26 protein-coding genes are annotated in these 24052 nt (G+C 67.7%); 14 read left to right on the top strand and 12 right to left on the bottom strand.

What is annotated here, in order from left to right; translation table 11 throughout:
- Nucleotides 1-108: 108 nt before the first annotated feature.
- Together ACLJRM_RS30355 and ACLJRM_RS30360 are read right to left on the bottom strand one after the other, a co-directional pair.
- Nucleotides 109-474: a hypothetical protein gene (locus ACLJRM_RS30355; protein ID WP_101608881.1), complete on the bottom strand. Its 366-nt coding sequence runs from the start codon at nt 472-474 to the stop codon at nt 109-111.
- 40 nt (nt 475-514) lie between these two features.
- On the bottom strand, nt 515-1159 hold the full coding sequence (locus tag ACLJRM_RS30360; protein WP_101608880.1) for an SRPBCC family protein: 645 nt from the start codon (nt 1157-1159) through the stop codon (nt 515-517).
- Nucleotides 1160-1296: 137 nt separating this feature from the next.
- Between ACLJRM_RS30360 and ACLJRM_RS30365 the strand changes: the two genes are divergently transcribed.
- The 5 genes from ACLJRM_RS30365 (at nt 1297) to ACLJRM_RS30385 (ending at nt 4958) form a co-directional block, all read left to right on the top strand.
- On the top strand, nt 1297-1929 hold the full coding sequence (locus ACLJRM_RS30365) for a TetR/AcrR family transcriptional regulator (RefSeq protein ID WP_410665001.1): 633 nt from the start codon (nt 1297-1299) through the stop codon (nt 1927-1929).
- 93 nt (nt 1930-2022) lie between these two features.
- Complete coding sequence (locus tag ACLJRM_RS30370) at nt 2023-2655, top strand: hypothetical protein (RefSeq protein WP_101608878.1); 633 nt, start codon at nt 2023-2025, stop codon at nt 2653-2655.
- A 186-nt stretch (nt 2656-2841) separates the two neighbouring features.
- On the top strand, nt 2842-3138 hold the full coding sequence (locus ACLJRM_RS30375) for a hypothetical protein (RefSeq protein ID WP_101608877.1): 297 nt from the start codon (nt 2842-2844) through the stop codon (nt 3136-3138).
- Nucleotides 3139-3452: 314 nt separating this feature from the next.
- Nucleotides 3453-4688, top strand: a complete 1236-nt coding sequence (locus ACLJRM_RS30380) for a sodium:proton exchanger (RefSeq protein WP_410665002.1) — start codon at nt 3453-3455, stop codon at nt 4686-4688.
- A 36-nt stretch (nt 4689-4724) separates the two neighbouring features.
- Nucleotides 4725-4958 carry a hypothetical protein gene (locus ACLJRM_RS30385; RefSeq protein ID WP_101608875.1) on the top strand — a complete coding sequence of 78 codons (234 nt, stop codon included), beginning with the start codon at nt 4725-4727 and terminating at the stop codon, nt 4956-4958.
- Between the two features lie 14 nt (nt 4959-4972).
- On the opposite strand, the gene ACLJRM_RS30390 is transcribed toward ACLJRM_RS30385, so the two are convergent.
- Both ACLJRM_RS30390 and ACLJRM_RS30395 read right to left on the bottom strand, forming a co-directional pair.
- Nucleotides 4973-5197, bottom strand: coding sequence for a hypothetical protein (locus ACLJRM_RS30390; RefSeq protein WP_101608874.1), 225 nt, complete (start codon nt 5195-5197; stop codon nt 4973-4975).
- 114 nt (nt 5198-5311) lie between these two features.
- Nucleotides 5312-6961, bottom strand: a complete 1650-nt coding sequence (locus ACLJRM_RS30395) for a glutamate--tRNA ligase (RefSeq protein ID WP_410665003.1) — start codon at nt 6959-6961, stop codon at nt 5312-5314.
- A gap of 183 nt (nt 6962-7144) precedes the next feature.
- Between ACLJRM_RS30395 and ACLJRM_RS30400 the strand changes: the two genes are divergently transcribed.
- The 4 genes from ACLJRM_RS30400 to ACLJRM_RS30415 all read left to right on the top strand — a co-directional run bounded on the left by ACLJRM_RS30400 (nt 7145) and on the right by ACLJRM_RS30415 (nt 10973).
- Nucleotides 7145-8380 carry a hypothetical protein gene (locus ACLJRM_RS30400; RefSeq protein WP_410665004.1) on the top strand — a complete coding sequence of 412 codons (1236 nt, stop codon included), beginning with the start codon at nt 7145-7147 and terminating at the stop codon, nt 8378-8380.
- Complete coding sequence (locus ACLJRM_RS30405; protein ID WP_410665005.1) at nt 8377-9909, top strand: VWA domain-containing protein; 1533 nt, start codon at nt 8377-8379, stop codon at nt 9907-9909. The genes ACLJRM_RS30400 and ACLJRM_RS30405 overlap by 4 nt, the downstream gene beginning before the upstream one ends.
- On the top strand, nt 9896-10669 hold the full coding sequence (locus ACLJRM_RS30410; RefSeq protein WP_410665006.1) for a hypothetical protein: 774 nt from the start codon (nt 9896-9898) through the stop codon (nt 10667-10669). The genes ACLJRM_RS30405 and ACLJRM_RS30410 overlap by 14 nt, the downstream gene beginning before the upstream one ends.
- 127 nt (nt 10670-10796) lie before the next feature.
- Nucleotides 10797-10973: a hypothetical protein gene (locus tag ACLJRM_RS30415; protein WP_168214347.1), complete on the top strand. Its 177-nt coding sequence runs from the start codon at nt 10797-10799 to the stop codon at nt 10971-10973.
- Here ACLJRM_RS30415 and ACLJRM_RS30420 read toward each other — a convergent pair.
- On the bottom strand, nt 10920-11861 hold the full coding sequence (locus tag ACLJRM_RS30420; RefSeq protein WP_410665007.1) for an MBL fold metallo-hydrolase: 942 nt from the start codon (nt 11859-11861) through the stop codon (nt 10920-10922). The genes ACLJRM_RS30415 and ACLJRM_RS30420 overlap by 54 nt on opposite strands.
- A gap of 82 nt (nt 11862-11943) precedes the next feature.
- On the opposite strand from ACLJRM_RS30420, the gene ACLJRM_RS30425 reads away from it, so the two are divergent.
- Both ACLJRM_RS30425 and ACLJRM_RS30430 read left to right on the top strand, forming a co-directional pair.
- Complete coding sequence (locus tag ACLJRM_RS30425) at nt 11944-12804, top strand: LysR substrate-binding domain-containing protein (protein ID WP_410665008.1); 861 nt, start codon at nt 11944-11946, stop codon at nt 12802-12804.
- Nucleotides 12805-12843: 39 nt separating this feature from the next.
- Entirely contained in the window at nt 12844-13260 is a 417-nt protein-coding gene (locus ACLJRM_RS30430) for a hypothetical protein (RefSeq protein ID WP_101608869.1), read from the top strand.
- On the opposite strand, the gene ACLJRM_RS30435 is transcribed toward ACLJRM_RS30430, so the two are convergent.
- Nucleotides 13257-14162, bottom strand: a complete 906-nt coding sequence (locus ACLJRM_RS30435) for a glutaminase (protein ID WP_101608868.1) — start codon at nt 14160-14162, stop codon at nt 13257-13259. The two genes, ACLJRM_RS30430 and ACLJRM_RS30435, sit on opposite strands and share 4 nt — an antisense overlap.
- Nucleotides 14163-14332: 170 nt before the next feature.
- On the opposite strand from ACLJRM_RS30435, the gene ACLJRM_RS30440 reads away from it, so the two are divergent.
- Nucleotides 14333-15718, top strand: coding sequence for an amino acid permease (locus tag ACLJRM_RS30440; protein WP_410665009.1), 1386 nt, complete (start codon nt 14333-14335; stop codon nt 15716-15718).
- A 76-nt stretch (nt 15719-15794) separates the two neighbouring features.
- Here the strand turns inward: ACLJRM_RS30440 and ACLJRM_RS30445 are convergent, their stop codons facing one another.
- Both ACLJRM_RS30445 and ACLJRM_RS30450 read right to left on the bottom strand, forming a co-directional pair.
- Nucleotides 15795-17279, bottom strand: a complete 1485-nt coding sequence (locus ACLJRM_RS30445) for a CoA-acylating methylmalonate-semialdehyde dehydrogenase (protein WP_410665010.1) — start codon at nt 17277-17279, stop codon at nt 15795-15797.
- A 20-nt stretch (nt 17280-17299) separates the two neighbouring features.
- Nucleotides 17300-18169 (bottom strand): aldolase, encoded by an 870-nt coding sequence (locus ACLJRM_RS30450; protein WP_410665011.1) that lies wholly within the window; start codon nt 18167-18169, stop codon nt 17300-17302.
- A gap of 110 nt (nt 18170-18279) precedes the next feature.
- Here ACLJRM_RS30450 and ACLJRM_RS30455 point away from each other — a divergent pair, with 110 nt between their 5' ends.
- Nucleotides 18280-19029, top strand: coding sequence for a GntR family transcriptional regulator (locus ACLJRM_RS30455; RefSeq protein ID WP_410665012.1), 750 nt, complete (start codon nt 18280-18282; stop codon nt 19027-19029).
- Here the strand turns inward: ACLJRM_RS30455 and ACLJRM_RS30460 are convergent.
- Nucleotides 19009-20454 (bottom strand): APC family permease, encoded by a 1446-nt coding sequence (locus tag ACLJRM_RS30460; protein ID WP_101608863.1) that lies wholly within the window; start codon nt 20452-20454, stop codon nt 19009-19011. The genes ACLJRM_RS30455 and ACLJRM_RS30460 overlap by 21 nt on opposite strands.
- Nucleotides 20455-21064: 610 nt before the next feature.
- On the opposite strand from ACLJRM_RS30460, the gene ACLJRM_RS30465 reads away from it, so the two are divergent.
- Nucleotides 21065-22321, top strand: a complete 1257-nt coding sequence (locus tag ACLJRM_RS30465; RefSeq protein WP_410665013.1) for a DUF222 domain-containing protein — start codon at nt 21065-21067, stop codon at nt 22319-22321.
- 27 nt (nt 22322-22348) lie between these two features.
- On the opposite strand, the gene ACLJRM_RS30470 is transcribed toward ACLJRM_RS30465, so the two are convergent.
- The 3 genes from ACLJRM_RS30470 to ACLJRM_RS30480 form a co-directional block, all read right to left on the bottom strand.
- The gene (locus tag ACLJRM_RS30470) at nt 22349-22939 is read right to left on the bottom strand and encodes an ATP-binding protein (RefSeq protein WP_410665014.1); all 591 of its coding nucleotides are present in this window, start codon (nt 22937-22939) and stop codon (nt 22349-22351) included.
- A gap of 52 nt (nt 22940-22991) precedes the next feature.
- Nucleotides 22992-23438 (bottom strand): MoaF C-terminal domain-containing protein, encoded by a 447-nt coding sequence (locus tag ACLJRM_RS30475; RefSeq protein WP_101608860.1) that lies wholly within the window; start codon nt 23436-23438, stop codon nt 22992-22994.
- A gap of 102 nt (nt 23439-23540) precedes the next feature.
- Nucleotides 23541-24014, bottom strand: a complete 474-nt coding sequence (locus ACLJRM_RS30480; protein WP_410599233.1) for a carboxymuconolactone decarboxylase family protein — start codon at nt 24012-24014, stop codon at nt 23541-23543.
- Between the last annotated feature and the right edge of the window lie 38 nt (nt 24015-24052).

Below are 24052 nucleotides of genomic sequence, written 5' to 3' on the forward strand. Positions count from 1 at the left end.
TGTGGTCGAACCCTTACCTGGAGTTAGTTAGGTAAGGCATAGCTAACCATAAAGCCTACGAAAAAGGCCACGAGCTGAGGGCTCGTGGCGTTCTTCGGATGAGGGTGATCAGACGGCCTCGGTGCGGGATTTCCGGCGCAGGACGTGAAAGGCGACCGCGAAGGCGACGCCCACGCCGACGATGATCGCGGCGAACACCGGATGCATGTCCTTGGAGAGGCTCGGTGCGCGTTCGGGGCCGATCGCCCAGAGGGCCAAGGGTGTGACGTAGGCGGCGGTGAGGGCGATCGCGCCCCAGCGGAGCGCCTTGAGGCGGGCGTCGCGCAGGGTGCCGATCAGGACGAGGGCGACCGGGACGATGGCGATCATCGCGAACTGGCCGAGGACCATGATCGGGACGGCCCAGGCCGAGATGATGACGGCGCGCGGGGCGCGGCGAACGGTGGTTTCGCGGTCGAGGGTCTGCGTGGACATCGTTTTCTCCTAGGGGTTCCGGGCCGGCTTCGGGGTGTGGTCAGCAGTGGGATTCGGCGGCGGCTTTCAGGTCCTTCATCCAGGCTTCGAGGCCCCAGCCGAGGAACTGGGTCGAGGTGGGGACGTCGGCCTCGACCTGGGCGCCGGACCAGTTCTCCTCGGTGCGGACGAGCACGCCGCCCTTGACCTCGGTGAAGTTCCAGACGTGGATGCCGTTGTCGATGCTCAAGCCCTCGCCGGCCGCGGGCCCGCTCCAGCGGATGCACTTGCCGCGCTGGAGCTGGTGGACGGTCGAGGTGATCGACAGCGTGGTGGCGGGCGTCGTGGCGGTGGCCGGCGCCGGGGTGGTCCAGCGGAACCGGGAGTTCTTCCGGAGCGGGCCCCAGTCGAGGCGCTCGTTGCTCAGCACCGGCTCCTGCCAGGACGGCCAGCGCTCGACATCGGTCTGCAGCCGCCAGATCTTGCTCAGGGGAGCCTTGATCAAGGCCTCGGTGCGGTAGTGGATCGGGGCCTTCGTGTCGATGGTCTTGCCCTGGCACGACAGCGGCGCGGGGGAGGCCGGGGTGGCCGCCTGGGCGGGGGTGACGGCGCCGCCCAGGAGTCCGATGGCCAGCGGGAGGGCGAGCACGGCCGTACGGGCGGCGACGCGGCGGCGGGTCTTCGGGGCGGGCCGGGTGTCCGTCATGGTTTTGCTCCTTGTCCGGGGCGGCTGATTAGTGCCGCTTGCGATAGTTAGAAGCTATAACCACAACGGCGTGAGTGTCAATAGGAAAAGTGATAGCCTCTAACTAGACGCGGCGACGAGCTCGGAGGGAGTGGCCGATGAAGACCTCACGTGAGCGCTACCGGACCCAGGTGCGCGTGGAGATCAAGCAGTACGCGTGGGAGCAGCTGGCCACGACGGGCGTGTCCGCGCTGTCCCTCAACGCGATCGCCAAGCACGTGGGCATGAGCGGCCCGGCGCTGTACCGGTACTTCGCCAGTCGCGACGACCTGATCACGGACCTCGTCCGCGACGCCTACCGGAGCCTCGCCGATGTCGTCCAAGCCGCCGCCGGGTCGGGAGGCGTGGCCGAAGTTGCCCACGCCATCAGGGAGTGGGCGCTGGCGGACCCGCAGCGATACCTGTTCGTCTACGGCACGCCCATCCCCGGCTATCGCGCGCCCGGCGACACCACGAAGATCTCGAACGAGATCATGGCCGTGCTCCTCGACGTCCATTCCGCGTGTACCGAGGAGAGGTGGCCGACGCCGTTCGACGTCCATCTCGAAGACCATCGCGAGTGGGCGGGCGACCCGTCGGTGCCGTCCGCGGTCCTCCGTCGTGCCATGACGTTCTGGACCCGGCTCCACGGCGTCCTGTCCCTCGAACTCGCCGGTCACTTCGACGGAATGGGGTTCGATCCCGGCGTGCTCTTCGCCGCCGAGCTGGGCGCCCTCGTCGCTCACGAGTAGTCCACAAAGGACGGTTTCCGCTGAGCGGTGCATCACGGACCGCTTTCCCGTTGTGTGAACGTTTTCGGTGATCGCTGTGCTAACTTCCGGGGCATGCGCGGAGGATCCAGGGTTCCTTTCGGCCGGACGCTCGCGGTTGTCGCGTCGGCGCTACTGCTCTCGTTGGCCGGCCCCGGAGCCGTCGCGAACGCGTCCGGTGGGCATCCGCCGCGGCACGGCTGCGAGTGCGCGACGCCGTCGATCGACCGGTTGCAGCAGTGGCTCGCGTCCGGTGAGGGCACCACGGTTCCGCCGACCGGCAGCCTGCTCGTCCGCGAGCGCGGTGGCTACGCGGCCAAGGTGGCGTTCCTCAACGCCGAATGGCACGTCGTGGTCGTCTGGCTGGGGAATCAGTTCGAGGCGCAGGCCGATCTTTCGAAATCCGCCGGATTCTGGATGACCTACAGCGCGACCGACGACCTTTACGTCCAGCTCCGCCCCGCCTCGCACTGGAGCGGCGGCGACAAGTGGCTCACGAAGGTGCCGTCGACGGGCGGGAAGCTCGTGAAAAAGTTCTTCAGCTTCGCGTCCGACGCGTGGACGACACTGCCCGAGCTGGGCAAGCCCACGTACTCCTTCGCCTCGGCCCTGACCGAAGCGCGAGGGCTGGTCTTCGTCGGCAAGACCCCGAACCAGCTCGATTTCCGCGGCCTGGCGATCGATCGCTACCGGCCGCCCTGCCTCTGAGCGCGCTGACCCCACCTGAAATGCCAGGTGAGGCCCTATTCGATCGTGCGGCGGTACGTCGTCGGTCCTCCTCGGGTGCATCGTCCCTTGTGGACGGTTAGCTGCCCCGTCGCACGGTGTGACCGATTTGTCCTGTACTGTGAACTTTCAGCCGCCTCCGCACGACCGATCCGAGGAGTACCCCTGATGAGCCTGTTCGACTCGCTGAAGGAGAAGGCCGCCGAACTGCTGGGTGGCGCGGGCGACAAGGTCAGCGAACTGACCGGCGTCGACCTTTCCGGTGCCGCCGACCAGGCCACCCAGTCCGCCGGCGACCTGGCCGAGACCGGCCAGGGGCTCGCCGAGGGCGCCACCGCCGCGGGTCAGGGCGCCGTCGACTCGGCCACCGCGGCCGGTCAGGGCGTCGTCGACTCCACCGGCGCCTTCGGTGACGCCGCCACCGGACTGGCGGGCGGCGTGATCGACCCGAACGCCCGGGGCTGACCGCCCCCGGTCTCCCCGGCATCCGCGACTCGCGGATGCCGGGGATCCGTCATGTCCGCGTCCTCGCGGTGTGATCAGGCGCACTTTCCGCCAAGACCACCGGTGCGCCGTCGGTTCGGCAGCGCGGCGCCGCCTGCCGCCGCTGTCGCACACGGGGGGCGTCGGAGCAGGAAGGCCCGGATGCTCCGGCGGGACGACGTCCGGGTTTCGGCATGACGATCTTCCGTTTTCCTTGCCCCACAAGGGGATTCTCGCCGGGGCGGCGAAAAGGGAAACGGTTGTGGTAACCCGGTGGCCGACGGGAATCTCGGTTCGTGATCGTCAACCGACTGAGGCCGATCGGCCTGTGCGCCGTGCTGACCGCGCCCGCGCTCGTCCTGCGGTTCTCCGGCGCCGAACCGGGTGCGGTGGCCGGCCTGCTGCTGTTCGGGCTGGCCGTCGTCGCGGCGTCGTTCCTCCTCGCCTGGGCCGCGGAGGCCGCGCAGGTGGACATCTCCGGCGGGCTCGCGATCGCCGTTCTGGCCGTCATCGCGGTGCTTCCCGAGTACGCGATCGACCTGTATTTCGCCTACACGGCGGGCTCGAACCCCGAATACGTCGCCTACGCCGCGGCGAACATGACCGGCTCCAACCGGCTGCTGCTCGGCCTCGGCTGGTCCACCGTCGTACTGATCGCGCTCGCCGTCGCCAAGAAACGCGGCGGTGCCACGGTCCGGGAACTGGTCCTCGACTCGCCGTACCGGATCGAACTCGGTTTCCTCGCGATCGCTTCGATCGTCGCGTTCGTCATCCCGGGGACCGGGCAGATCTCGCTGGTCCTCGGCTTCGCGCTGCTCGGTTTCTTCGTGTTCTACCTGTGGAAGGTCTCCCGCGCCGCACCCGGCGAACCGGAGCTGGCCGGCCCGGCCGCGACCCTCGGCGGCCTCGCCAAGCGACCTCGCCGGATCCTGGTGACGGCGTTGTTCGTGTTCGCGGCCGTCGTGATCCTCGCGAGCGCGGAACCGTTCGCGCACAACCTGATCTCCGTCGGGACCGAACTGGGCATCGACCGGTTCCTGCTCGTGCAATGGCTCGCGCCGCTGGCGTCGGAGGCGCCGGAGTTCATCGTGGCGATCCTCTTCGCGTTGCGCGGCAAGGGCGACGCGGCGATCGGCACGCTGATCTCCAGCAAGGTCAACCAATGGACGCTGCTGGTCGGCAGCCTGCCGATCGCCTACGTCCTCGGCGGCGGAGGAACCGCGCTGCGCCTGGACGCCCGCCAGATCGAGGAATTCCTCCTCACCGCCACCCAGACCCTGCTCGGCGTCGCCGCCCTGCTCGCGTTGCGTTTCCCTCGCTGGGCCGCCTGGACCCTGCTCGGCCTGTTCGCGGTGCAGTTCGCGCTGCCGGGCCAGACCGCGCGCTACCTCCTGTGCGGGGTCTACGCGGTCATCGCGCTCGCCGCCCTGATCCGCAACCGCCGCCACCTCCTGCCGACCCTGGCGGCGCCGTTCCGCCGAATGCCCATCAGTGAGGAAAAGAATGCCCGCCCGCGGGCCGTTCGACGCTAACCTGGTGAAAACTGACTGATCTGCGGGGGAGCGGACATGGTCGGCATCTGGATAGCGCTCGGGATACTCGTTCTGGTGATCGGCGTCGCCGTGGTCACCGACCTGCGCGATCGGGGGCGAGGCGGAACCCGCAAGATCATGCTCCCGGGCTGGGCCTCGCGGCGCGCGGGCTACACGGAGAACGACCTGGTCCACGGGCGATGGGTGGAGAAGTCGCCGCGTGAGCAGGAAGAAGAACTCCGGCGCCGGTACAAGTCGGGCGACGAATGAGCCGGCCCTAGGGCCTACGCGGCGGTCCTCGTCCAGCGCCACGCGTCGCGCAGGACGGCGATCAGGGCTTCGTCGTCGGCGAAGGTGGGTTCTTCGCCGATCGGTAACCAGGTCCGGTCGACGACCTCGCCGCGCTGGCTGCGGACCACGGAGATCCCGGGATACGACAGTGCCGCGCGGTCGTCGGCGGCCACGTGCCGGGACTCCCAGCGCAGCTGGACAACGCGATCAGTGCTCATCGACCACAACTTTCCGTACTTGCGTACTGGGTAAGTCGTCTGTCGGGGCCCGCGCGTTTCACTGCCGCTTCGTGAGTGGTACGGACGGTTAGAACCGTCCGTACCACTCACGAGTCACTCGAGACCGGCGAACCGGCTCAGCGTCTCCTCGCGCCCCAGCGCCTGGGTGATCGAGTGCAGGTCCGGGCTCCGGGTCGAGCCCGTGATCGCGATCCGGATGATCTGCGAAGCCTCGCGGATGGAGCCGGGGAAGCCCTCGGGGTTCTTTTTGAGTTCCTTGGCGTTCTTCGCGAAACCGTGCTTCGCGGCCACGTCGCGGATCTGCTGGAACCACTCCTGGCCGTCGTCGAGCTGCTGGTAGTTCCCGACGAAGTCGCGCACCACGGCCTGGACGACGTCGCGGTCGACGCCGAGGGCGGTGATCCGCTCGTCGTCGGGGCTCTCGACGGCGGCGTGCAGCTGCGGGAAGAAGAAGCCGTAGACGGCGCGGAACTCGCTCCACTTCTTCAGGTCCTTGCGCGGGTTCTCGGCCCCGTCACGTTCGACGGCGAGCGCCCGGATCGCGAGGTCGGGCTCGGCGTCGAGGACGGTCCGCAGCGCGGGGTCGAACCGCTCCGCCCAGGCGCGGACCTCTTCGAGGATCTCGGCGCCGGACAGCGTGGCGATGTGGTCGGCCGAGATGTCGTCGAGTTTGACCAGGTCGACCAGCGGACCGGCGACACCGCATTCGTCCAGGTTGATCGGCTCGGACAGGGCCTGGTCGAGCGGCATTTCGGCGAGACGGCCGTTCGCGAGGCCGCGCAGGTAGTAGAGGACGGCCTTGGTGGGGTAGCCGGACTCGATGTAGAAGTCGACGCTCGCTTCCGGGTCCTTGCGCTTCGACAGCTTGCGCTTGCTGCCGCCCTCCTGCTTCATCAGCGGCGCGATGTGCGCGTAGGTGATCGGGTCGAAGCCGAGCGCGTCGAACAACTGCTGGTGCGTCGGCACCGACGAGATCCACTCGTCGCCGCGGATGACCAGGTTGACGCGCATGAGGTGGTCGTCGACGGCGTGCGCGAAGTGGTAGGTCGGCAGCCGGGGGCTCTGGTCGGAGCTCTTGAGGATGACGACGTCGTTGCGGTTGGCCTCGGCCTCGAGCGGGCCGCGGATGGCGTCGGTGAACCGGGCACGGGCGCCGGTGTCGTCCGGGGCGCGGAACCGCACGACGTACGGGTCGCCTGCGTCGAGCTTGGCCTGGACGTCGGCGGGCTCGGCGTCGCGCCAGATGGCCCACGAGCCGTAGTAACCGGTCGGCAGCTTCGTCGCCTGCTGCCGCGCGGTGATCGCGGCCAGCTCTTCCTTGGTGGCGAAGTCGAGGTACGCGCGGCCGGCACGGAGCAGGTGACGGACGTAGGTCAGGTAGATCTGCTCGCGCTCGGACTGCTGGTACGGGCCGTAGTCGCCGCCGCGGTGGATGTCCTCGTCGGCGGCGAGGCCGAAGTAGGCGAAGCCGCGCTCGAACTGCTCGATGGCGCCTTCGACCTCGCGGGACCGGTCGGTGTCCTCGACCCGGACCAGGTAGCGGCCGTCGCTGCGGCGGGCGACGTCCTGGTCGATGGTGGCGACGTAGACGCCGCCGATGTGGACGAATCCGGTCGGCGAGGGGCCGAAACGGGTGACCCGGGCGCCCTCGGGGAGCTCGCGGGCGGGGTAACGCTGTTCCCAGTGCTCGGGTTCGGGCAGGTCGGCGGGGAAGAGGGCGTCGATGACTGCTCGGTCCAGCATGGCGGTTCAGATCTCCCGGCGTCGTGGTGCATGGCTGTTTTCGCCACCGAAGAGCCTAACCGTTCGGTCTCCCGGCCTGGTGAGGGTGGGTCTCGAAGTGGTGGGGAAGCCGAATCGAGACGTGCATTTCCGTCGGTGTATCCCGGTAAAATGGGCCTTGCCGGACATTCGGGGAGGAAATCGGTGACCACCGATCGCTCGCTTCGTGAAGAACCCCAGCTCACCATCAGACCGAAACCCGCGGCGTTCTTCCTGCGCCGCCGTTTTCTCCGCACTTTCGGGCCCGCGCTGGCCCTCGCCGTGAGCGGCCTGGTCCTGCTGCTCCTGACCGGGACGGTCGTGGTGCCCTTCCAGCAGACGCTCGTCCTGCGCGGCAAGATGGGCTCCAAATCGGATCTCTTCGAAGACGCGAGGATCCAGGAAATCCTGATGCGCCATCACATCCGGGTCCACGTGACCCGGGCGGGCTCACGGGACGTCGCCTCGCACGACCTCAGCCAGTACGACTTCGTGTTCATGTCCGGCGAGCCCGCCGCGAGCCTCGTCCGGCGGTCCAGGGCGAACCAGTGGACGGGCAGCGCGCGCCAGCCGTTCACCAGCCCGATCGTCCTCGCCACGTATCGCCGCTACGCCGAAACGCTGGCGAGCAGGGGAATCGCGTCGAAACCGCCGGGACAGGACCCGTTGTACTACACGCTGGACACCGAGAAGTTCATCCAGGCGATGAAGGGGAAAGCGACTTGGGACTCGCTGGGCGTCGGTGCCTTCGGCGCGGCGAACGGGAACCAGGTGCTCGCGCAGACCTCGAACATCTGCGATGCCAATTCCGGTGCGACCTATCTGATCTTGCTGGCGTTCCTGGAAAACGACCGCCACGTTCCGGTCGTCGATCCGCAACCGGCCGGTGCGCCCGCCGGGCCGCCGAACCTGTCGAGCGCGAAGGAACTGGCGGGCCGGGTCAAACCGCTCGTGGCCGCGCAAGGTTTCCCGTCGGCCGACCTGTCGGAGTCCTACGCGAACCTGGCCGAGGGTGACAAACCGATCGTCGTCATCTACGAGCACCAGTACCTCGCCCTGCAGTTGCGGGCCAAGGCGCAGAGCGGACAGCCGGACCCGGACCGGGTCCTGCTGTACCCCAAGGACAACATCCTCACGAAGCCGCAGTTCCTCGCCCTGAAACCGGAAGCGGAACGGCTGGGCGAACTGATCACCTTCGACCCCGAGCTGCAACGCCGCGCGATGGAGCTCGGGTTCGGCGTCGCGACCCCGGCGGGCAGCACGAAAAGCGCGCGGCTGTACGACTTCCTGCGCGAACAGGGGCTGCCGACCCCGGAGATCGCGGACAACGACAGCACCACGCCGCTGCCGGACAACCTGGTGCTGGAAGAGATGATCAAGACCGTCGGGGACTGCCCGTGAAGCGGGTCCTGATGATCTTGTGCTGCCTGCTCCTGGTGACCACCGCGTGCACGAGCGGTGGGGACAAGGTGAAACTGCGCGTGCTGGCCAGTCCCGAACTGGCGGACCTCGGGCCACTCCTCGGCGAACTCCGCGAGGAAACGGGAATCGAGCTGGAAATGGATTTCCAGGGAACCGTGAACACGAGTACCGCCCTCATCCCCGGAAGGGCCTCGCACGATCTCGCCTGGCTTTCCACCGACCGGTTCTTCCAGCTCGACTTCCGGCGGGCCGCGGACAAGGGCGAACGGCCGCTCGCCACCAAGACGATGATCTCGCCGGTCGTCGTCGGGATCACTCCGGCGAAGGCGGCGGAACTGCGCCGCGGCAAACCTGACGGCAACCTGTCCTGGGCGGACCTCGCGGACGCCGCCGCGAGCGGATCGTTCCAGTTCGCGATGGCGAACCCCGCCACGGCGACCAGCGGGCTCATCTCTCTCGTCGGGGTGGCGACGGCGGCCGCGGGCACCGGGGCGGCGCTGCGGCTCGAGGACGTGAAGTGCGACAAGCTGCAGGGTTTCCGCACCGGGCACACGATCACCGCGGACACCGCGGCCGCGGTGTCCGATCGGTTCGCCGAGCACCAGGAAGTCGGCGCGTTCATCGGCTACGAGTCCACTTTGCTCACGCTGAACGGCAGCGGCAGGCTCAAGGCGCCGCTGGAACTGGTGTACCCGCGCGATGGCATCGTCCAGGCGGATTACCCGATTTTGCTGCTCGACCCGGCCAAGCGAGAGGCGTACGACAAGGTCGTTTCGTGGGTCAGAAGCCCGGCGACACAGAAGAAACTGATGGAAAGAACCCTCCGGCGGCCGGTCGTCGGTGACGTGGCGCTCGATGCGAGACTGCCCGCCTCGACCGGGAATTCGCTGTATTTCCCCGACGATCCCGCCGTGGTGGACGAACTGCTCGCCGACTACGCCGATCCGGCGGGCTGGAAACCCGGGCGGGTGATCTTCGTGCTGGACTTCTCCGGTTCGATGAAGGGATCGCGGATCGCCGCGCTCAGGGCGACTTTCGCCAGGCTGAGCGATTCGGGCGGCGGGTTCGACCGCTTCTATCGCGGCGAGCGGCTCACTGTCCTCCGCTTCGGCGGGAAAGTGCTGGGAGACAAGGAGTTTACGGTCAGCGGGCCGCAAGATCTCGACGCGTTGCGGGCCTTCATCGCCACCGACGACTTTGATGGCACCACCGCCGTCTGGTCGGCCCTCGGTGAGGCGTATGCGAAGGCCGGTGCCCATCGCCGGGCGGAACCCGGCCAGAACGTTTCGATCGTCCTGATGACCGACGGCGAAAGCAACGCCGGGCCGGGCATCGAGGAATTCCTTCGCGCGCCAAGGGAATCCGGCGTGCACACGTACACCGTCCGGTTCGGCGAGGCGAATCCCGCCGAACTCGCCCGCGCGGCCGAGGCCACCGGTGGCCACATGGTCGACGCGAACTCGACCTCCCTTCTCGACGCCTTCAAGGAGATCCGTGGCTGCCGGTAGTCTGTGGTGGGAAGTCTGGGGACTGTGGCTGGCGGTCTGGGTGCTGACCCTGGCCGCCATCGTCACCACGATCGTGATCTTCGTGAAGCACTGGCGCCGCGCGCGCTCCGACGGCGATCAGGGGATGATCCGGGGGATCGGGTTCTACCTGCACACGAAGTCCGTGATGGGTCTCTACCAGTTGCATCGCTACAACGAGGCGCTGGAACAGGAGGTGGAGAAGCGCCGGAGCCGGGGCTGGCGGTTCTGGGGATCGGGTGGATTCGGTCCGCTGAAAGGGGAAGCGGAGCGCACCGACACCGACGAAGAGTTCCGGCGGTACATCCGCAAGGCCGAACCGATCACGGTGATCGGCATCGTGATGAAGGTGCTGGAGAAGCACCACGACATCATCTACGTCGATCTGGCGAAGCAGGAACTGGTCCACAATCGCGCGCTGGTCAAGGAACTCGGCTGGGCGGACGGTCCGGAGAACACCCGGCAGCTCAAGACACGGCTGCGCGGCGTCGAGGCGTTCGTCTCGGTGAAGGGCCTGTTCCGCAAACGATCCGAGACCGAAGACGAGACGGTTTTCGTCGCACCGTACGGAAACCCGGACGATCCGGACCAGAGCAGGCGGATCCGGTTCACCTGTTTGACCGGCGATCTGCGGGACACCGCGCCCGCCGGCGCGTTCCGGGCGCGGTGCCTGGGCAAGGTCGAGGACTGGGATCCCGAGACCGGGGAACTCGTCGTCCATCCCATCGCCATCTTCAAGTAACCCCGCCACGGCCGAATGGAGCAGACGAAAGCCACACGTCGTCCATGGCGCTTCGCACTGTCGGCCCGCGGCCCCGAACCTGCACGATTTCGGTACCACACCGCAGGTTCGACAGGGGAGATTTCCGATGCAGACCACCGTTTCCGACGAAATCCGTTCGTTCTTCGCCGACTCCGGTGTCGACTTCACCGCGGCCGGGCAGGCCGAAGTCGACGTCGTGATCGATCACTTCGACAACTGGAAGAACACGTCAAGCGGAGGGGCCTTCGGCTGCTTCACCGGCGCCTGCTGTCTCATGGCCTGAGTGTTCCGAGCAGAAGCAGCCGACACCCTTCGTGATCCAGTCCCTGCCCTCCCAATCGGGATGGCGTTCGATCATCAGCGCTTCGACCTCCGCGGCGATCGTCTCTTCGGGAAGAGCCGAGTCACGCCGTGTCCAGGTCTCGTCGCGCAGCAGTTCGAGGTACTCGCGGACGTCGGTCAGGATCCGGCGTCCGGAGACGTCGCCGTGGCCGGGGACGACGAGGTCCGGCCCGGCGGCGGCCAGCCGTCGCAGCACTTCGATCCACCGGAGTCCCGAGACGTCGGTGTCGTACGGCGGGAACCACGGGAAGGTCGCGAACTGGCCCGTCTCTACCAGATCACCGGTGAACAGCACACCCGCGTCGGGGACGGTCACCACCTGGTCGCCCTTGCTGTGGGCGCGCCCGGTGGCCTCCAGCCGGACGACCCGCCCGCCGAGATCGAGGTCGTACCCGTCGTCGTAGACCACGTCCGGAGCGACCAGTTCGACACCATCGAGGTCGCGGGCGACCGGTGCGCCGAGGCCGCGGAACATTTCGAGGTAGCCCGGTCCTTTGTGGACCAGGTCCGCGGCCTGCGCGCTGTTGACGAGGTAGGTCGCTTCGTCCGCGAAGACCTGGGCGCCGAACGCGTGCTCGGGATGGAAGTGGGTCGTGGTCAGGTACAGCTTGCGGCCGCGGGCGTGCTCGGCCGCGAAGGCGAGCACCTTCGCGGCGTTGCGCGGACCCAAACCGGTGTCGACGACGAGCACCGAGTGCGATCCGCCGATGACGCCGATGTTGGGGACGAGGTCGACCCCGAGGTTCGGGATCACCACCAGGTCGCGGGCGATCTCGCGGGCCTCGCCGGTGTCGACGGAGGGCTCATGGGTGAGTGGTTCGAAGGGCATGATCACACTGTCGCGCCGGTACTCGCCCGCCGTCCAAGTCCGATTCCGGCGCACCGATACCGGCTGGGTATCATCGCCGGTGATGGAACTCCGTCTGCTGCGCTACTTCGTGGCCGTCGCCGAGGAGAGGCACTTCGGCCGGGCCGCCGCGAGGCTGCACATGACCCAGCCGCCGCTGAGCCGGGCCATCCAGCAGCTGGAGAACGACCTGGGGGTCGTGCTGCTGCTTCGCTCGGCCGCCGGCGTCGAGCCCACCGCGGCCGGGACCACCCTGTACGCCGAGGCCCGTACCCTGCTGGACCAGGCCGAGCGGGCCCGCGCTCGGGTGGCGGCGGTGGCAGGCCCCGCGACGCTCACGGTCGGCACCCTCGCCGACGGGGCGGGGGAGGCGGGCACCCGGCTGGCCGAGGCGTTCCGGCGGCGTCATCCCGAGGTCTCGATCCGGTTCCGCGAGGCGGATTTCACCGACCCCACCACCGGTCTGCGCGCCGGGCTGGCCGACGTCGCGCTGACCCGGTCGCCGTTCGACGAGACCGGCATCAGCGTCCGCGTCCTGCGCTCCGACCCGGTCGGGCTCGTCCTGCGCACCGGGGATCCGCTCGCGGGTCGTGAGTCCCTCCGGCTGGCCGATGTCGCCGACCGGCCCTGGTTCCAGCTGCCGGACGGGACCGATCCACTGTGGCGCGCGTACTGGAACGGGGCGGCGCCCGTCGGGGAGCGGCCCGCCGGGCCGGTGGTGCGCACGGTCAGCGAATGCCTGCAAGCCGTTCTGTGGAACGGCTCGGCCGGAATCGCGCCGCTCGGCCACGCCCTGCCCGACGGGCTCACTTGGGTGCCGTTGGCCGACATGCCACCGAGCCCGCTCGTCGTCGCGTGGGTGACCGGGCAGGAGAGCCCGCTGATCCGCTCGTTCGCCCGGATCGCCGTCGAAAGCCACCGTTGAGGGTGGTGTGAAACCGTCTGCTCCGGGGAATCAACGGGCATGCCGGAAACACCTTCAGAACCCGACGACGCGACCGTCGACGCCGTCGGAAAGCTGGTCGCCGCGCTCGAAACGGTCGAGCAGGCGCGAGGACATCTGTACGCCTTCCATCACCTGACGGGAAGCGCCGACTTCGCCCTCGACGAGGCCGCCGAGGCACTCCGGGAGGCCGGGCACCCCGAGTGGGCCGAGCGGATCCGGACCGAGCTGATCGGGCTCAACGTGCTGCCGGAGCGGTGGACCTTCCAGCTGATCGAGGAGTACGACGACGGCTACTACGCGGCCTTCCGCGAGATGACCCGGGACGTCACCGGTGACCTGACCGGCGGACGGCGGCATCTGCACGAAGAGCTGATCAAGCGGCGTCGGCGTACCGAGGGACGGCCTGGACACGAGATGGGGCGGCCCAGCGGCTAGAAGATCGACCAGCCGGTCAGGGTGGTGAACCGGTCCAGTGCCGCGACGCCCGCGACGGAGTTGCCGCGCACGTCCAGTCCGGGGCTCCACACGCAGACCGCGCACCGGCCGGGGACGATCGCGACGATGCCGCCGCCGACGCCGCTCTTGCCGGGAAGCCCGACGCGGTAGGCGAATTCGCCCGCCGCGTCATAGGTGCCGCAGGTCAGCATCACCGCGTTGACCCGCTTGGCCGCGCTCAGCCCGAGCAGCCGGGTTCCGTCGTTACGGACGCCGTGGCGGGCGAGGAACACCGCCGAGCGCGCGACGTCGCGGCAGTTCATCGCGATCGAGCACTGGCGCACGTACTGGTCGAGGACCTCGGGTACCGGACGGAGCATGTTCCGGTAGGACGCCATGAAGTACGCGAGCGCGCGGTTGCGGTCGGCGTGCGCGGCCTCCGAGGCGGCGACCTCGTCGTCGATCCCGATGTCCGCGCGACCGCTTTCCTCACGGAGGAAGCGAAGCAGTGTTTCCGCCGCGTCGCCGTGGTGTGCCAATTCGTCGGTCACCACCAGCGCGCCGGCGTTGATGAACGGATTGCGGGGGATCCCGTCCTCGTTCTCCAGTTGCACCAGCGAGTTGAACGGGTTGCCGGACGGCTCGCGGCCCACCCGCGTCCACACGCCGTCGCCGTGGGAGAGCGCGAGCGCCAGGGTGAAGACCTTCGACATGCTCTGGATGGAGAACGGCGTCTCCCAGTCGCCGACCCCGTGCACCGCACCGTCCACTTCGGCCACCGCGATGCCGAACCGCCGGGGATCGACCCTGGCGAGGGCGGGGATGTAGTCCGCGACGGCGCCGCGGCCGATCTCGGGCGCGACGTCGTCCGCGATCCGGTCCAGCAACGCCGCGAGGTCCACGGCCGTAGCGTAGGAGGCCGCCTTCGCGCGCGAAGATCGGGGTTCACGGGTGAATTTGTCAAATCGAAAAGGGAAATACCGGTAAAACCCCTGGAGTGACGTCCCGCACACCTTAAGTCTTCCTTAGCACTGTTGGTGACCTGCCGCACACGCTCTAGCGTCTGGCAACCATGGATTCCTCGCTGCTCACCGAAAAAGGTGAAAGCTACTCAAAAGCACTGGGCAACCGCCAAGTGCAGATGATCGCCATCGGCGGCGCGATCGGCGTCGGGCTGTTCCTCGGTGCCGGTGGCAAGCTCCAGCAGGTCGGGCCGTCGCTGGTCCTGTCGTACGCGCTCTGCGGCATCGCCGCCTACTTCGTGATGCGCGCGCTCGGTGAGCTCGTGCTGCACGAGCCGACTTCCGGCAGTTTCGTCACCTATGCCCGCAAGTTCATCGGGCCGTGGGCGGGTTTCGCCTCCGGCTGGATGTACTGGGTGAACTGGGCGATGACCGGGATCGCGGAGATCACCGCGGTCGCGATCTACGTGCACAAGTGGCTGCCCGACGTGCCGCAGTGGATCACCGCCCTGGTCGCCCTCGGCGTCCTGATCCTGGTGAACCTGCTCTCGGTGAAGCTGTTCGGCGAGCTGGAATTCTGGTTCTCGGTGGTCAAGGTGCTGGCCATCGTGGTCTTCCTGGTCACCGCGATCGGGCTGGTGCTCACCAGCGCCGACATCGGCGGCACCACGGCAGGCGTGCACAACCTGACCGCCCACAACGGATTCTTCCCGGCGGGCATCGGCATCGCGCTGATGACGCTGCAGGCGGTCATCTTCGCGTACTCGGCCATCGAGGTCGTCGGCATCGCGGCGGGCGAGACCAAGGACGCCCGCAAGGTACTGCCGAAGGCGATCAACGGGGTGGTCTGGCGGATCGGCGTGTTCTACGTCGGTTCCGTGCTGATGTTGGCGATGCTGCTGCCGTGGCCGTTCTACAACGGCGGTGAGAGCCCGTTCGTCACCGTCTTCTCGCGGCTCGGGATCCCGGGCATCGGTGACGTGATGAACGCGGTCGTGCTCACCGCCGCGCTGTCGAGCTGCAACTCCGGCCTCTATTCGACCGGCCGCATCCTGCGGGCGCTGGCGGACAAGGGCGAGGCGCCGAAGTTCGTCGGCAAGATGAGCAGCCGTCACGTGCCCTACGGCGGGATCCTGTTCACCTCCGCCGCCTACGTGCTGGGCGTGGTGCTCAACTACCTGGTGCCGAAGGACGCTTTCGACATCGCGATCGCGATCGCCTCGCTCGGCGTGATCACGACGTGGGCGACGCTGATCTTCTGCCAGATGCGGATGCGCCAGGCGGCCCTGCGCGGGGAGCTGGAACGGCCGTCCTACCGGATGCCGTGGGCGCCTTACAGCGGCTGGGCGACGCTGGGCTTCCTCGCGCTCGTCGTGGTCCTGATGGGCTTCTCCGACGGCGCGGAGAAGATCGCGTTCTACTCGATCCCGGTGCTGGTCGTCGTGCTGGCGGTCGGGTGGCGGGTCGTCGGGAAACGGCAACAGCAGGTGCGCTGACCCCCTCTCGCGATTCGTCCTCTGGTCGCGGTCCTTGCGTGTGCAACTACCGCGACCAGAGGACGAATCGCGGGGGTCAGCTGGAGGTCGGGAAGTGGAAACCGGCGGTGGAGTGCGGCCACCGCGTCGTGACGACCTTCGCCCGGGTGTAGAACCGGACGCCCGCCGGGCCGTGGATCGGGCTGTCCCCGATGAGGGAGTCCTTCCAGCCGCCGAAGGAGTAGTACGACATCGGCACCGGGATCGGCACGTTCACCCCGATCATCCCCACCTTGACCTCGCGCTGGAACCGCCGCGCGGCTTCACCGCTGCCGGTGAAGATGGCGGTGCCGTTGCCGTAGGGGTTCGCGTTGATCAGCGCGATCGCCTCGTCCACGCCGGCCACCCGGACGATGCCCAGCACCGGTCCGAAGATCTCGTCCTGATAGGCGGACATCTCCGCGGTCACGTTGTCCAAAAGGGACGGTCCGACGAAGAAACCGTCCGGATGGGTCTCGACCTGCAGCGCCCTGCCGTCGACGACCACGGTCGCGCCCTGCTCCGCGCCGCGGGTGACGGAGTCGATCACGCGTCGGCGCGCGGCCTCGGTGACCACCGGGCCCATGTCGTTGCCGTTCTCGTCGCCGGGGCCGACCTTGATCTCGGCCGCCTTGCGCTTGAGGATCTCGACCAGCCCGTCGCCCGCCGAGCCGACGGCGACGCCGAGGGAGATCGCCATGCAGCGCTGACCGGCGGAACCGAACGCGGCGGCGGTGAGGTGGTTCGCGGCGTATTCGAGGTCGGCGTCGGGCAGGACGACGGCGTGGTTCTTGGCCCCGCCCAAGGCCTGCACGCGTTTGCCGGTGGCCGTCGCGCGTTCGTGGACGTACTTGGCGATCGGGGTGGACCCGACGAACGAAACGGCGGCGATACCCGGGTGCCCGAGGATCGCATCGACCGTGACCTTGTCCCCGTTGACCACGTTGAACACGCCGTCGGGAAGACCTGCCTCGGCGTACAGTTCGGCGACCAGCCGGGACGCGGACGGGACCCGCTCGCTGGGCTTGAGCACGAAGGTGTTGCCGGTCGCGATGGCGATCGGGTGCATCCACAGCGGGACCATGATCGGGAAGTTGAACGGCGTGATGCCGGCGACGACCCCGAGCGGCTGCCGGAAGTCGTGCACGTCCACGTCCCGCGAGACCTGGTCGGAGAAGCCGCCCTTCAGCGCGTCGGCGATCCCGCAGGCGTACTCGACGATCTCGCGGCCGCGGACGATCTCGCCGCGCGCGTCGTCGATCACCTTGCCGTGTTCGGAGGAGATGATCCGCGCGAGTTCGCCCTCGTGCTTCACCAGCAGCTCGCGGAAGGCGAACATCACCTTGGTCCGCTGCGACAACGACGAATCGCCCCACGACTCGAAAGCCTTGCCCGCGGCCGCCACCGCGGTGTCCACATCGGACGGTTCCGCGAGGAGCACTTCCGCCTGCGGACGCCCCGCGGCCGGGTCGTAGACGAGAGCGGTGCGAGTGGAGCCCGCCGTGGTCGCGGTGCCGTTGATCCAGTGGTCGATGGTCTTCACTTGGTGTCCTCCACGGGTGTTCACAGCAATCCGACGGCCGTGTCGACGGCCTTGGCGACGTCGCCGTCGTGCGGGTAGAGCAGGGACCGGCCGACCACGAGGCCCTGCACGGTCGGCAGCGCGAGCGCCCGTTGCCAGGCGGCGAACGCGGCGTCGGGATCCTTGACCTCGCCGCCCAGCAGGACGGCGGGCAACGTCGAGGCGGCCAGCACGCGTTCCATGTCCTCGACCACCGGCAGCTTCAGCCAGGTATAGGCCGACGAGCGGCCGAGACCGGAGGCGATGGTGACCGAGCGGATCACGGCCTCGGGGGAGAGGTCGGTGCGGAGGCGTCCGTCGACCCAGTCGGCGAGGAACGGCTCGACCATCGCGATCAGTTTCCGGTCCGCGAGCTCGTTGATCGCCTTCGCGGTGTTCTCCAGGACGCTCGGCGTCGCCGGGTCGGTCAGGCAGATCCTGGTGAGCGTCTTGCCGCCGTCGAACCGCATCCGCTCGATCGCTTCGGCGTCGTAGCAGGCGAACCGGTCGTCGATCTCGAAACTCGACCCGGCGAGGCCGGTGCGGTTCATCGAGCCGATGACGGTCTTGCCCTCGAGGGCGCCGAGGAGCAACAGGTCGTCGATGATGTCCGGCGTCGCCAGCACCCCCGTGACACCGGGCCGCTCCAGCGCCAGGCCGAGGCGATCCAGCAGCTCGCCGCGGTCGGCCATCGCGAGCGGATCGGCGCCGACGCCGTTCGCGCCGCGCGCCGGATGGTCCGCGGCGATGATCATCGTGCGGCCCTTGTCGTTGAACGGCGATTTCGCCCGGACCCGGGTGGCCGCGGCCACCGCGATGGCCTCCGGATCGCGCACCCGTGCGGCGACTACCCGGCGTACTGTTTCGGACACCCGTTGTTCCTTCCGGCTCGCTTGGCCCTTCGACCATCGCAAGAGCCCGAAGACTTTGTCAAGACATATGGACATAAGGTCATAAGCCCTGTCCGAGGTAAGCTCCGCGCATGAAGCCCTGGGCGCCCGGCGAGATCGTGGTGGATCCGAACGGCCCGGAGCCGTTGTACTCGCAGGTCGCCCGGCAGCTCGGCGCCGCGATCGAGGACGGCAGGCTGCCGAACGGAGCGAGGCTGGACAACGAGCTGGACCTGGCAGCGCGGCTGCACCTGTCACGGCCGACTATCCGCCAGGCGATCCAATCCCTGGTCAACCAGGGGTTGCTGGTCCGCAAACGTGGTGTCGGCACGCAGGTCGTCCGCACCAAGGTCGCCCGCCCGTTGCGGTTGAGCAGTCTCTTCGACGATCTCAGCGAACTCGGGGACAAGCCGGAGTCCGTCGTCCTGGTCAATCAGGTCGAGCCCGCCGGTGAGGAGGTGGCCGAGCGGCTCGAGACGTCAGGCCTGACCCACGTCCGCCGGCTTAAGCGGGTGCGCTCGACCGGCGGGGAACCGCTGGCGATCATGAACAACCACCTGCCCGACGGCATCATCGACCCGGCCGACGACGAACTGCGGGACAAGGGGCTCTACCAGCTACTCCGGTCCGCGGGCGTCCGGCTGCACGCGGCCCAGCAGAACGTCGGCGCCCGGCAGGCGACCGAGGAGGACGCCGAGCTGCTGCACGAGAAGCCGGGGGCGGCGCTGCTCACCATGCGGCGCACCACCTACGACGACACCGGCCGGGTCGTCGAGTACGGATGGCACGTCTACCGCGCCTCGCGCTACTCGTTCAACCTTTCACTGACCAACAACGTCTGACGGTTCGCGTTCCAGGTCGGACTCCAGCGACGCGTACACCGACGGGCGGAACCTGCGCAGCCAGACGGCGAGCGCGAGCCCGGCCAGCGCGACGATCAGCAGCAGCCACGGCAGCAGCGGGACGACGCCGTTGCTGGATCCGGCGAGGGTCGGGAAATTGAGGATCGCCAGCGTCACGATGAGCCCGAGACCCACCGCGCCCAGCCCGGGGGCGAGCAGCGTCTTCACGATCCGGCGGTCCCGCGTCCGGCGGAAATGGACCAGGATCGCCACCGCCGCGAACAGTTGCAGGGTGAGAATGCCGAGGGTGCCGAAGCCGGTCATGCTCGCGGTGAGGTCGGCGACCGGGTCGAGTCCGGCGAGCCGGAACGCCACCGCCACCAGCGAACCGAAGGTCAGTTGCACGATCGAGGCGTAGCGCGGCGCGCCGTTGCGCGGGTCGGTCTTGCCCAGCAGCCGCGGCAGCACGCCGACCCGTCCCAGCGCGTAGAGGTAACGCGTGGCCGAGTTGTGCAGCGCCAGCAACGCCGCGAACAGGCTGACCACCAGCAGCAGCAACATCACCTTGGTCAAGGTGTCGCCGAGATACTCCTGGGCGACCGACTGCACCAGGTCGCCGGTCGAAAGGTGCGCGGCGGCCACGTCCTGCGCCTGCTCGGCGCCGATCGCGCTGACCACGGCCCAGGTCGTGAACGCGGCGAACACCCCGATGAACCCGATCGCGATGTAGGTCGCCCGCGGGATCGTCCGCTTGGGATCCTTGGCCTCCTCGCCGAACAACGCCGTCGCCTCGAACCCGATGAAAGCGTTGGCGGCGAACAACAACGCCAGTCCGCTCGCGCCCTGGAACATCACGGACGGGCTGAACGCGGCGAACGAGAAGCCGTGCCGGAACAACACGCTGAAGTCCATGATCAGCAGGATCGACACTTCGAGGATCAGCGAGACTCCCAGCACCTTGGCGCTGACAGCGATTCCGCGCCGGCTGAGCAGCAGGACCAGCACGACCGAAAGCGCGCTCCAGAAGAGCCAGTCGAGCTTCAGCCCGAAGACGGTGTCGATCGCGGTGGACGTGAAGAACCCGCTCGTGCCGATCGCGCCCGCCACGAAACAGTTGTAGCCGAGCATCGCGATGAAACCGGCGACGAGACCCGGGGTCCGGCCCAACCCCTTGACCACGAAGGCATAGAAGCCGCCCGCGCTGGTGAGGACCTTCGACATCTGCGCGTAGCCGACCGCGAACAACAACAGGACGACCGTGGCCAGCAGGAACGCCGCGACCATCCCGCCGCCGTTCCCGACCGCGATGCCGATGGCCGCGATCACGACCATCCCGGTCAAGGGCGCGACCGCGGCGAGCACGAGGAAGACGATGCCTGGCACGCCCAGGACGTTCTTGGCGAGCGACGTGTCGTCTCGGCTCATTCGCTGCTCCTCTTGTTCGCTGGACGGCCAGTATGGGAGCGGACGGGGGCGCGGGCTTTGCCTTTGCGCGCTCGGCCCTTGTTCGCCAGTGCCCGGTCTCGGTGCTCGCCGGAGCGGTAGGTCTCGGGCCTCGTGAGTGATAAAGGTGGTTATTGAGGGGTAAGTCAAATGTGGCGTGACCGAGCCTCTGCGATGAAGGTCCCCCTTCGCTGGCTTCAAGGCTGAGAGGCGGCCTTCGCGGCGTGGTTCCGGACCGGTCAGCGAGCACCAGTCGTTCCCCCGAGCGTCCACAGCGGACACTCTCTGGCGGCTGCATGTCCGGTTGGCGGCTATATGTGCGTTTGCAAGGGGGGTCGTGAGTGATAAAGAGGGTTAGAACGCGCCTTACCACTCGCGACCCCTGTTGCAAAGCGTGCAGATGGGCATCAATCGGGCACTCTCGACGCTGAGGGCTCGGCGCGATCTGACTGCGAACACGACGCGTTTGCCCTTCTCCTCAATAGAACCGTCCTTACCGCTCACGAGGCCGACTGTTTCCGCAGCTTTTCTTTCGCCGTGTCACATAAACGTGTGATAGCACAGGTGTTCGAACGGCGGTAATGTCGATGTTGTGGCCAGCGATGACAGACCCCAGACGACGCGCACCGAGTGGTGGCGTGTCGATACCGCGACGCTGCATGCCCGTAAACAGGAACTCGAAGTTCTGAAGCGTCAATTGGATGCTGAGCAGAACGCGATTCTCGCGGAAATCAATATTCGCGGTGTTCGCGGGTGCAGTGGTCATGCGACGTTGTCGGCGATGATTTTCGAGGACTTCCACGTCACTGCCAAAGAAGCCAACGACCGCGCCGACCGCGTTCTCGCCTTACATGCTGGCGTAGCAGTGGGTGGTGATCGAGTACCGCCACTCGCACCCCTGACCGCTGACGCCGCGACGGAGGGTGCGATCGGTGGTTCGCAGATCGACGCGATCATCCGCACCCTGGCGCGTATCCCGTCTTTCGTCCCGGAAGAGGACGTGCGGGGCGGGGAGAAGATCCTTGTGGATCTGGCCCGGCACGCCGGGCCTCACACGATCGCCCAAGCCGGACGGAGACTCCTGGACAAGCTCGATCCCGACGGAAAAGAGCCTCGCGACGAGAACCCCAAAGACACCCGACCGGAGTTACGGTTCGTCAAACACCGCAACGGCACCTTGGGTTTGAAGGGCACGCTCGATCTGGAGACCTACGCACGGTTGAAGTCCGACTTGGATCCGATGGCCAAACCCCACAAGGCCATCGACGGAGTCCGCGACTCGCGCACCCAGGACGAACGCTACGGGGACGCCTTCACCGACTATGTGCGACTGAAGACCACGAGCCGCAACCTCCCCGGCCAAGCAGGCGAAGCCACCCACATCCTCGTCACCATGTCTTACGAGGACCTGATCAGTGACTTGGGTGAAGCCCATTTGGATCTGGTCGGGCCGATCAGCGCCACCGACGCACGCATCCTCGCCTGCGACGCCCGCGTCCGACCCGGAGTCCTCGGCACCGCAAGCGAACCCCTCGACATTGGCCGCTCGAAACGAACGGTCTCACTCGCCCAGAAGTACGCACTCACCATCCGCGACGGTGGCTGCGCCTTCCCCGGCTGCGACATGCCCGTGCCGCGCTGTACAGCTCACCATATTGTTTTCTGGCGGCACCACGGCGAAACCAAAATCGACAATCTCGTCCTGCTGTGCACCAAGCATCACCGGTTGATCCACCACAGCCAATGGAAAGTCCAGATCGCCCAAGACGGACTACCCGAGTTCACCGCCCCGGCCTACCTCGACCCCACCGGCGAACCGAGGCGCAACACCATGCACCTCAGGACATAGGCCGACGCTGGAGTGCGATAGCCGAGGTCAGCCGATTCGCCGGTCAAGCGTCTTGGTGGACAGCTGTGGCCATACCCCGGTCCATCGCTTGAGCGTGCTCACCGTCAGTTGAGCCGTCGCGCGCAAGTCTTGCCCCGGGCGGAAATGGACGGTCGTCCCGGTCGTCCCGGTCGTGCCGTCGTCGGCGACCGGGGTCAGGTCGGTGACCGGGTTTCCGTGTTCGTAGCGTTGGGTCCAGGAGCCGTTGTGGCGCCGGTTGGTATGCACGAGCCACTCGCTCAGCGTCGCGACGACGGACATCCCCCGGCGCGGGTGGCCGTCGGGAAGCAGCTGGGCGTCGGGGAAGTCGAAGAACCGCAGATCCTTCGTCGCCATGATCGGCTTCCTCACGGTTCGCCCCTGGTCGGTGACGTGAGTTTCGGTGCCTCGCCCGTTGTCCGCCACGGACACCGAGCCGTCGGGGTGCAGGGTGAGGGTGGATCGTCCGCTGCCGTTGCTCTCGGCTTCCTCGGCCGCGTAAGCGAGGACCTCGAGGATGAGATGTGCGACACCGCCCGGCGCGAATTCCGCCGGGTTCCGCCGAATCAGTGCCAGGTGCCCGGCATCGACGGCACTCACCCAATCGTGCGTTGTGCTCTGCCGCGGAACTCCTGACGCGTCCATTCAGGAATTATCGCGGCTCAGGGAAAGAAGGCCATCGGTGCGGTCGTTCCAGAACCTCGATGGTCGCCTGGTCGACCAGGAAGTACTGCCCGCCGTCCTCCCGCGGGTTCGTATAGGCGGCCGTCGCGATCGACCGGCCGAAGTCGGCCATCACCGCGATGGGATAGCCGCCGTCGAAGATTTCGCCGTGCGCGGCCGTCGCGACGGTCCCGGTCTCGTACCAGGTGACGAAGTACTGTGCCGGCCCGGTTTCGAAAACGCGCAGCGTGGTCTCCTTCTGCCGGACGCCGGTGAAGTCGCCGGACACGCCGGTCCAGATCATCGTCGTCTTGTCCGCGTAGTGCTGCTCCAGCACGTTTCCCGAGCCGTAGTGGAAGTTCGCGCGCAGCCCGACGAGATCGTTGCTGAGCTGGTGGGTGCCGGTCACGGGGAAGAAGCGGACATCGAGTTCCACGGGCTGAACCTCCGGAAGGATCGCTGGTTCCGAAGGTTTAGCACCGGGGCCTGCGGGAATCGTTGTCCGGCAAGGCAGTCCTGTTGTCGGTGAACGCGGGGCTCAGCCGAACATGCCGGGCTGGTAGTCGCCAGCCGGGGTCCCGGCGATGACGTTGAGCCGGTTGTACGCGTTGATCGTGGCGACCAGGGAGATCAAGGCGCCGATCTGCTCGTCGTCGTAGTGCTTGCGCACCTGCGCCCAGGTGTCGTCGCTGACGCCGTGGTGCGCGTCGGAGATGCGGGTGCCCTCCTCGGTGAGCGCCAGCGCCGCGCGCTCCGCCTCGGTGAACACGTTCGCTTCCCGCCAGGCGGCGACCAGGTTGAGCCGCACCGAAGTCTCGCCGGCGTGCGCGGCGTCCTTGCTGTGCATGTCGGTGCAGAAGCCGCAACCGTTGATCTGGCTGGCGCGCAGCTTCACCAGTTCCTGGGTCGCGTGCGGCAGCGAGGACTCCTCGATCGGGCGGCTCGCGGCGCCGAGACGCTTGACGAACTTGAGGGCGACCTCGTTCTCGAACAGGTTGATGCGCGGTTCCATGATCTTTCATCTCCGTCGGTTTCTGCACACATGACGAT

This window comes from Amycolatopsis sp. lyj-84 (genome assembly GCF_046549075.1).
Taxonomy (GTDB): Bacteria; Actinomycetota; Actinomycetes; order Mycobacteriales; family Pseudonocardiaceae; genus Amycolatopsis.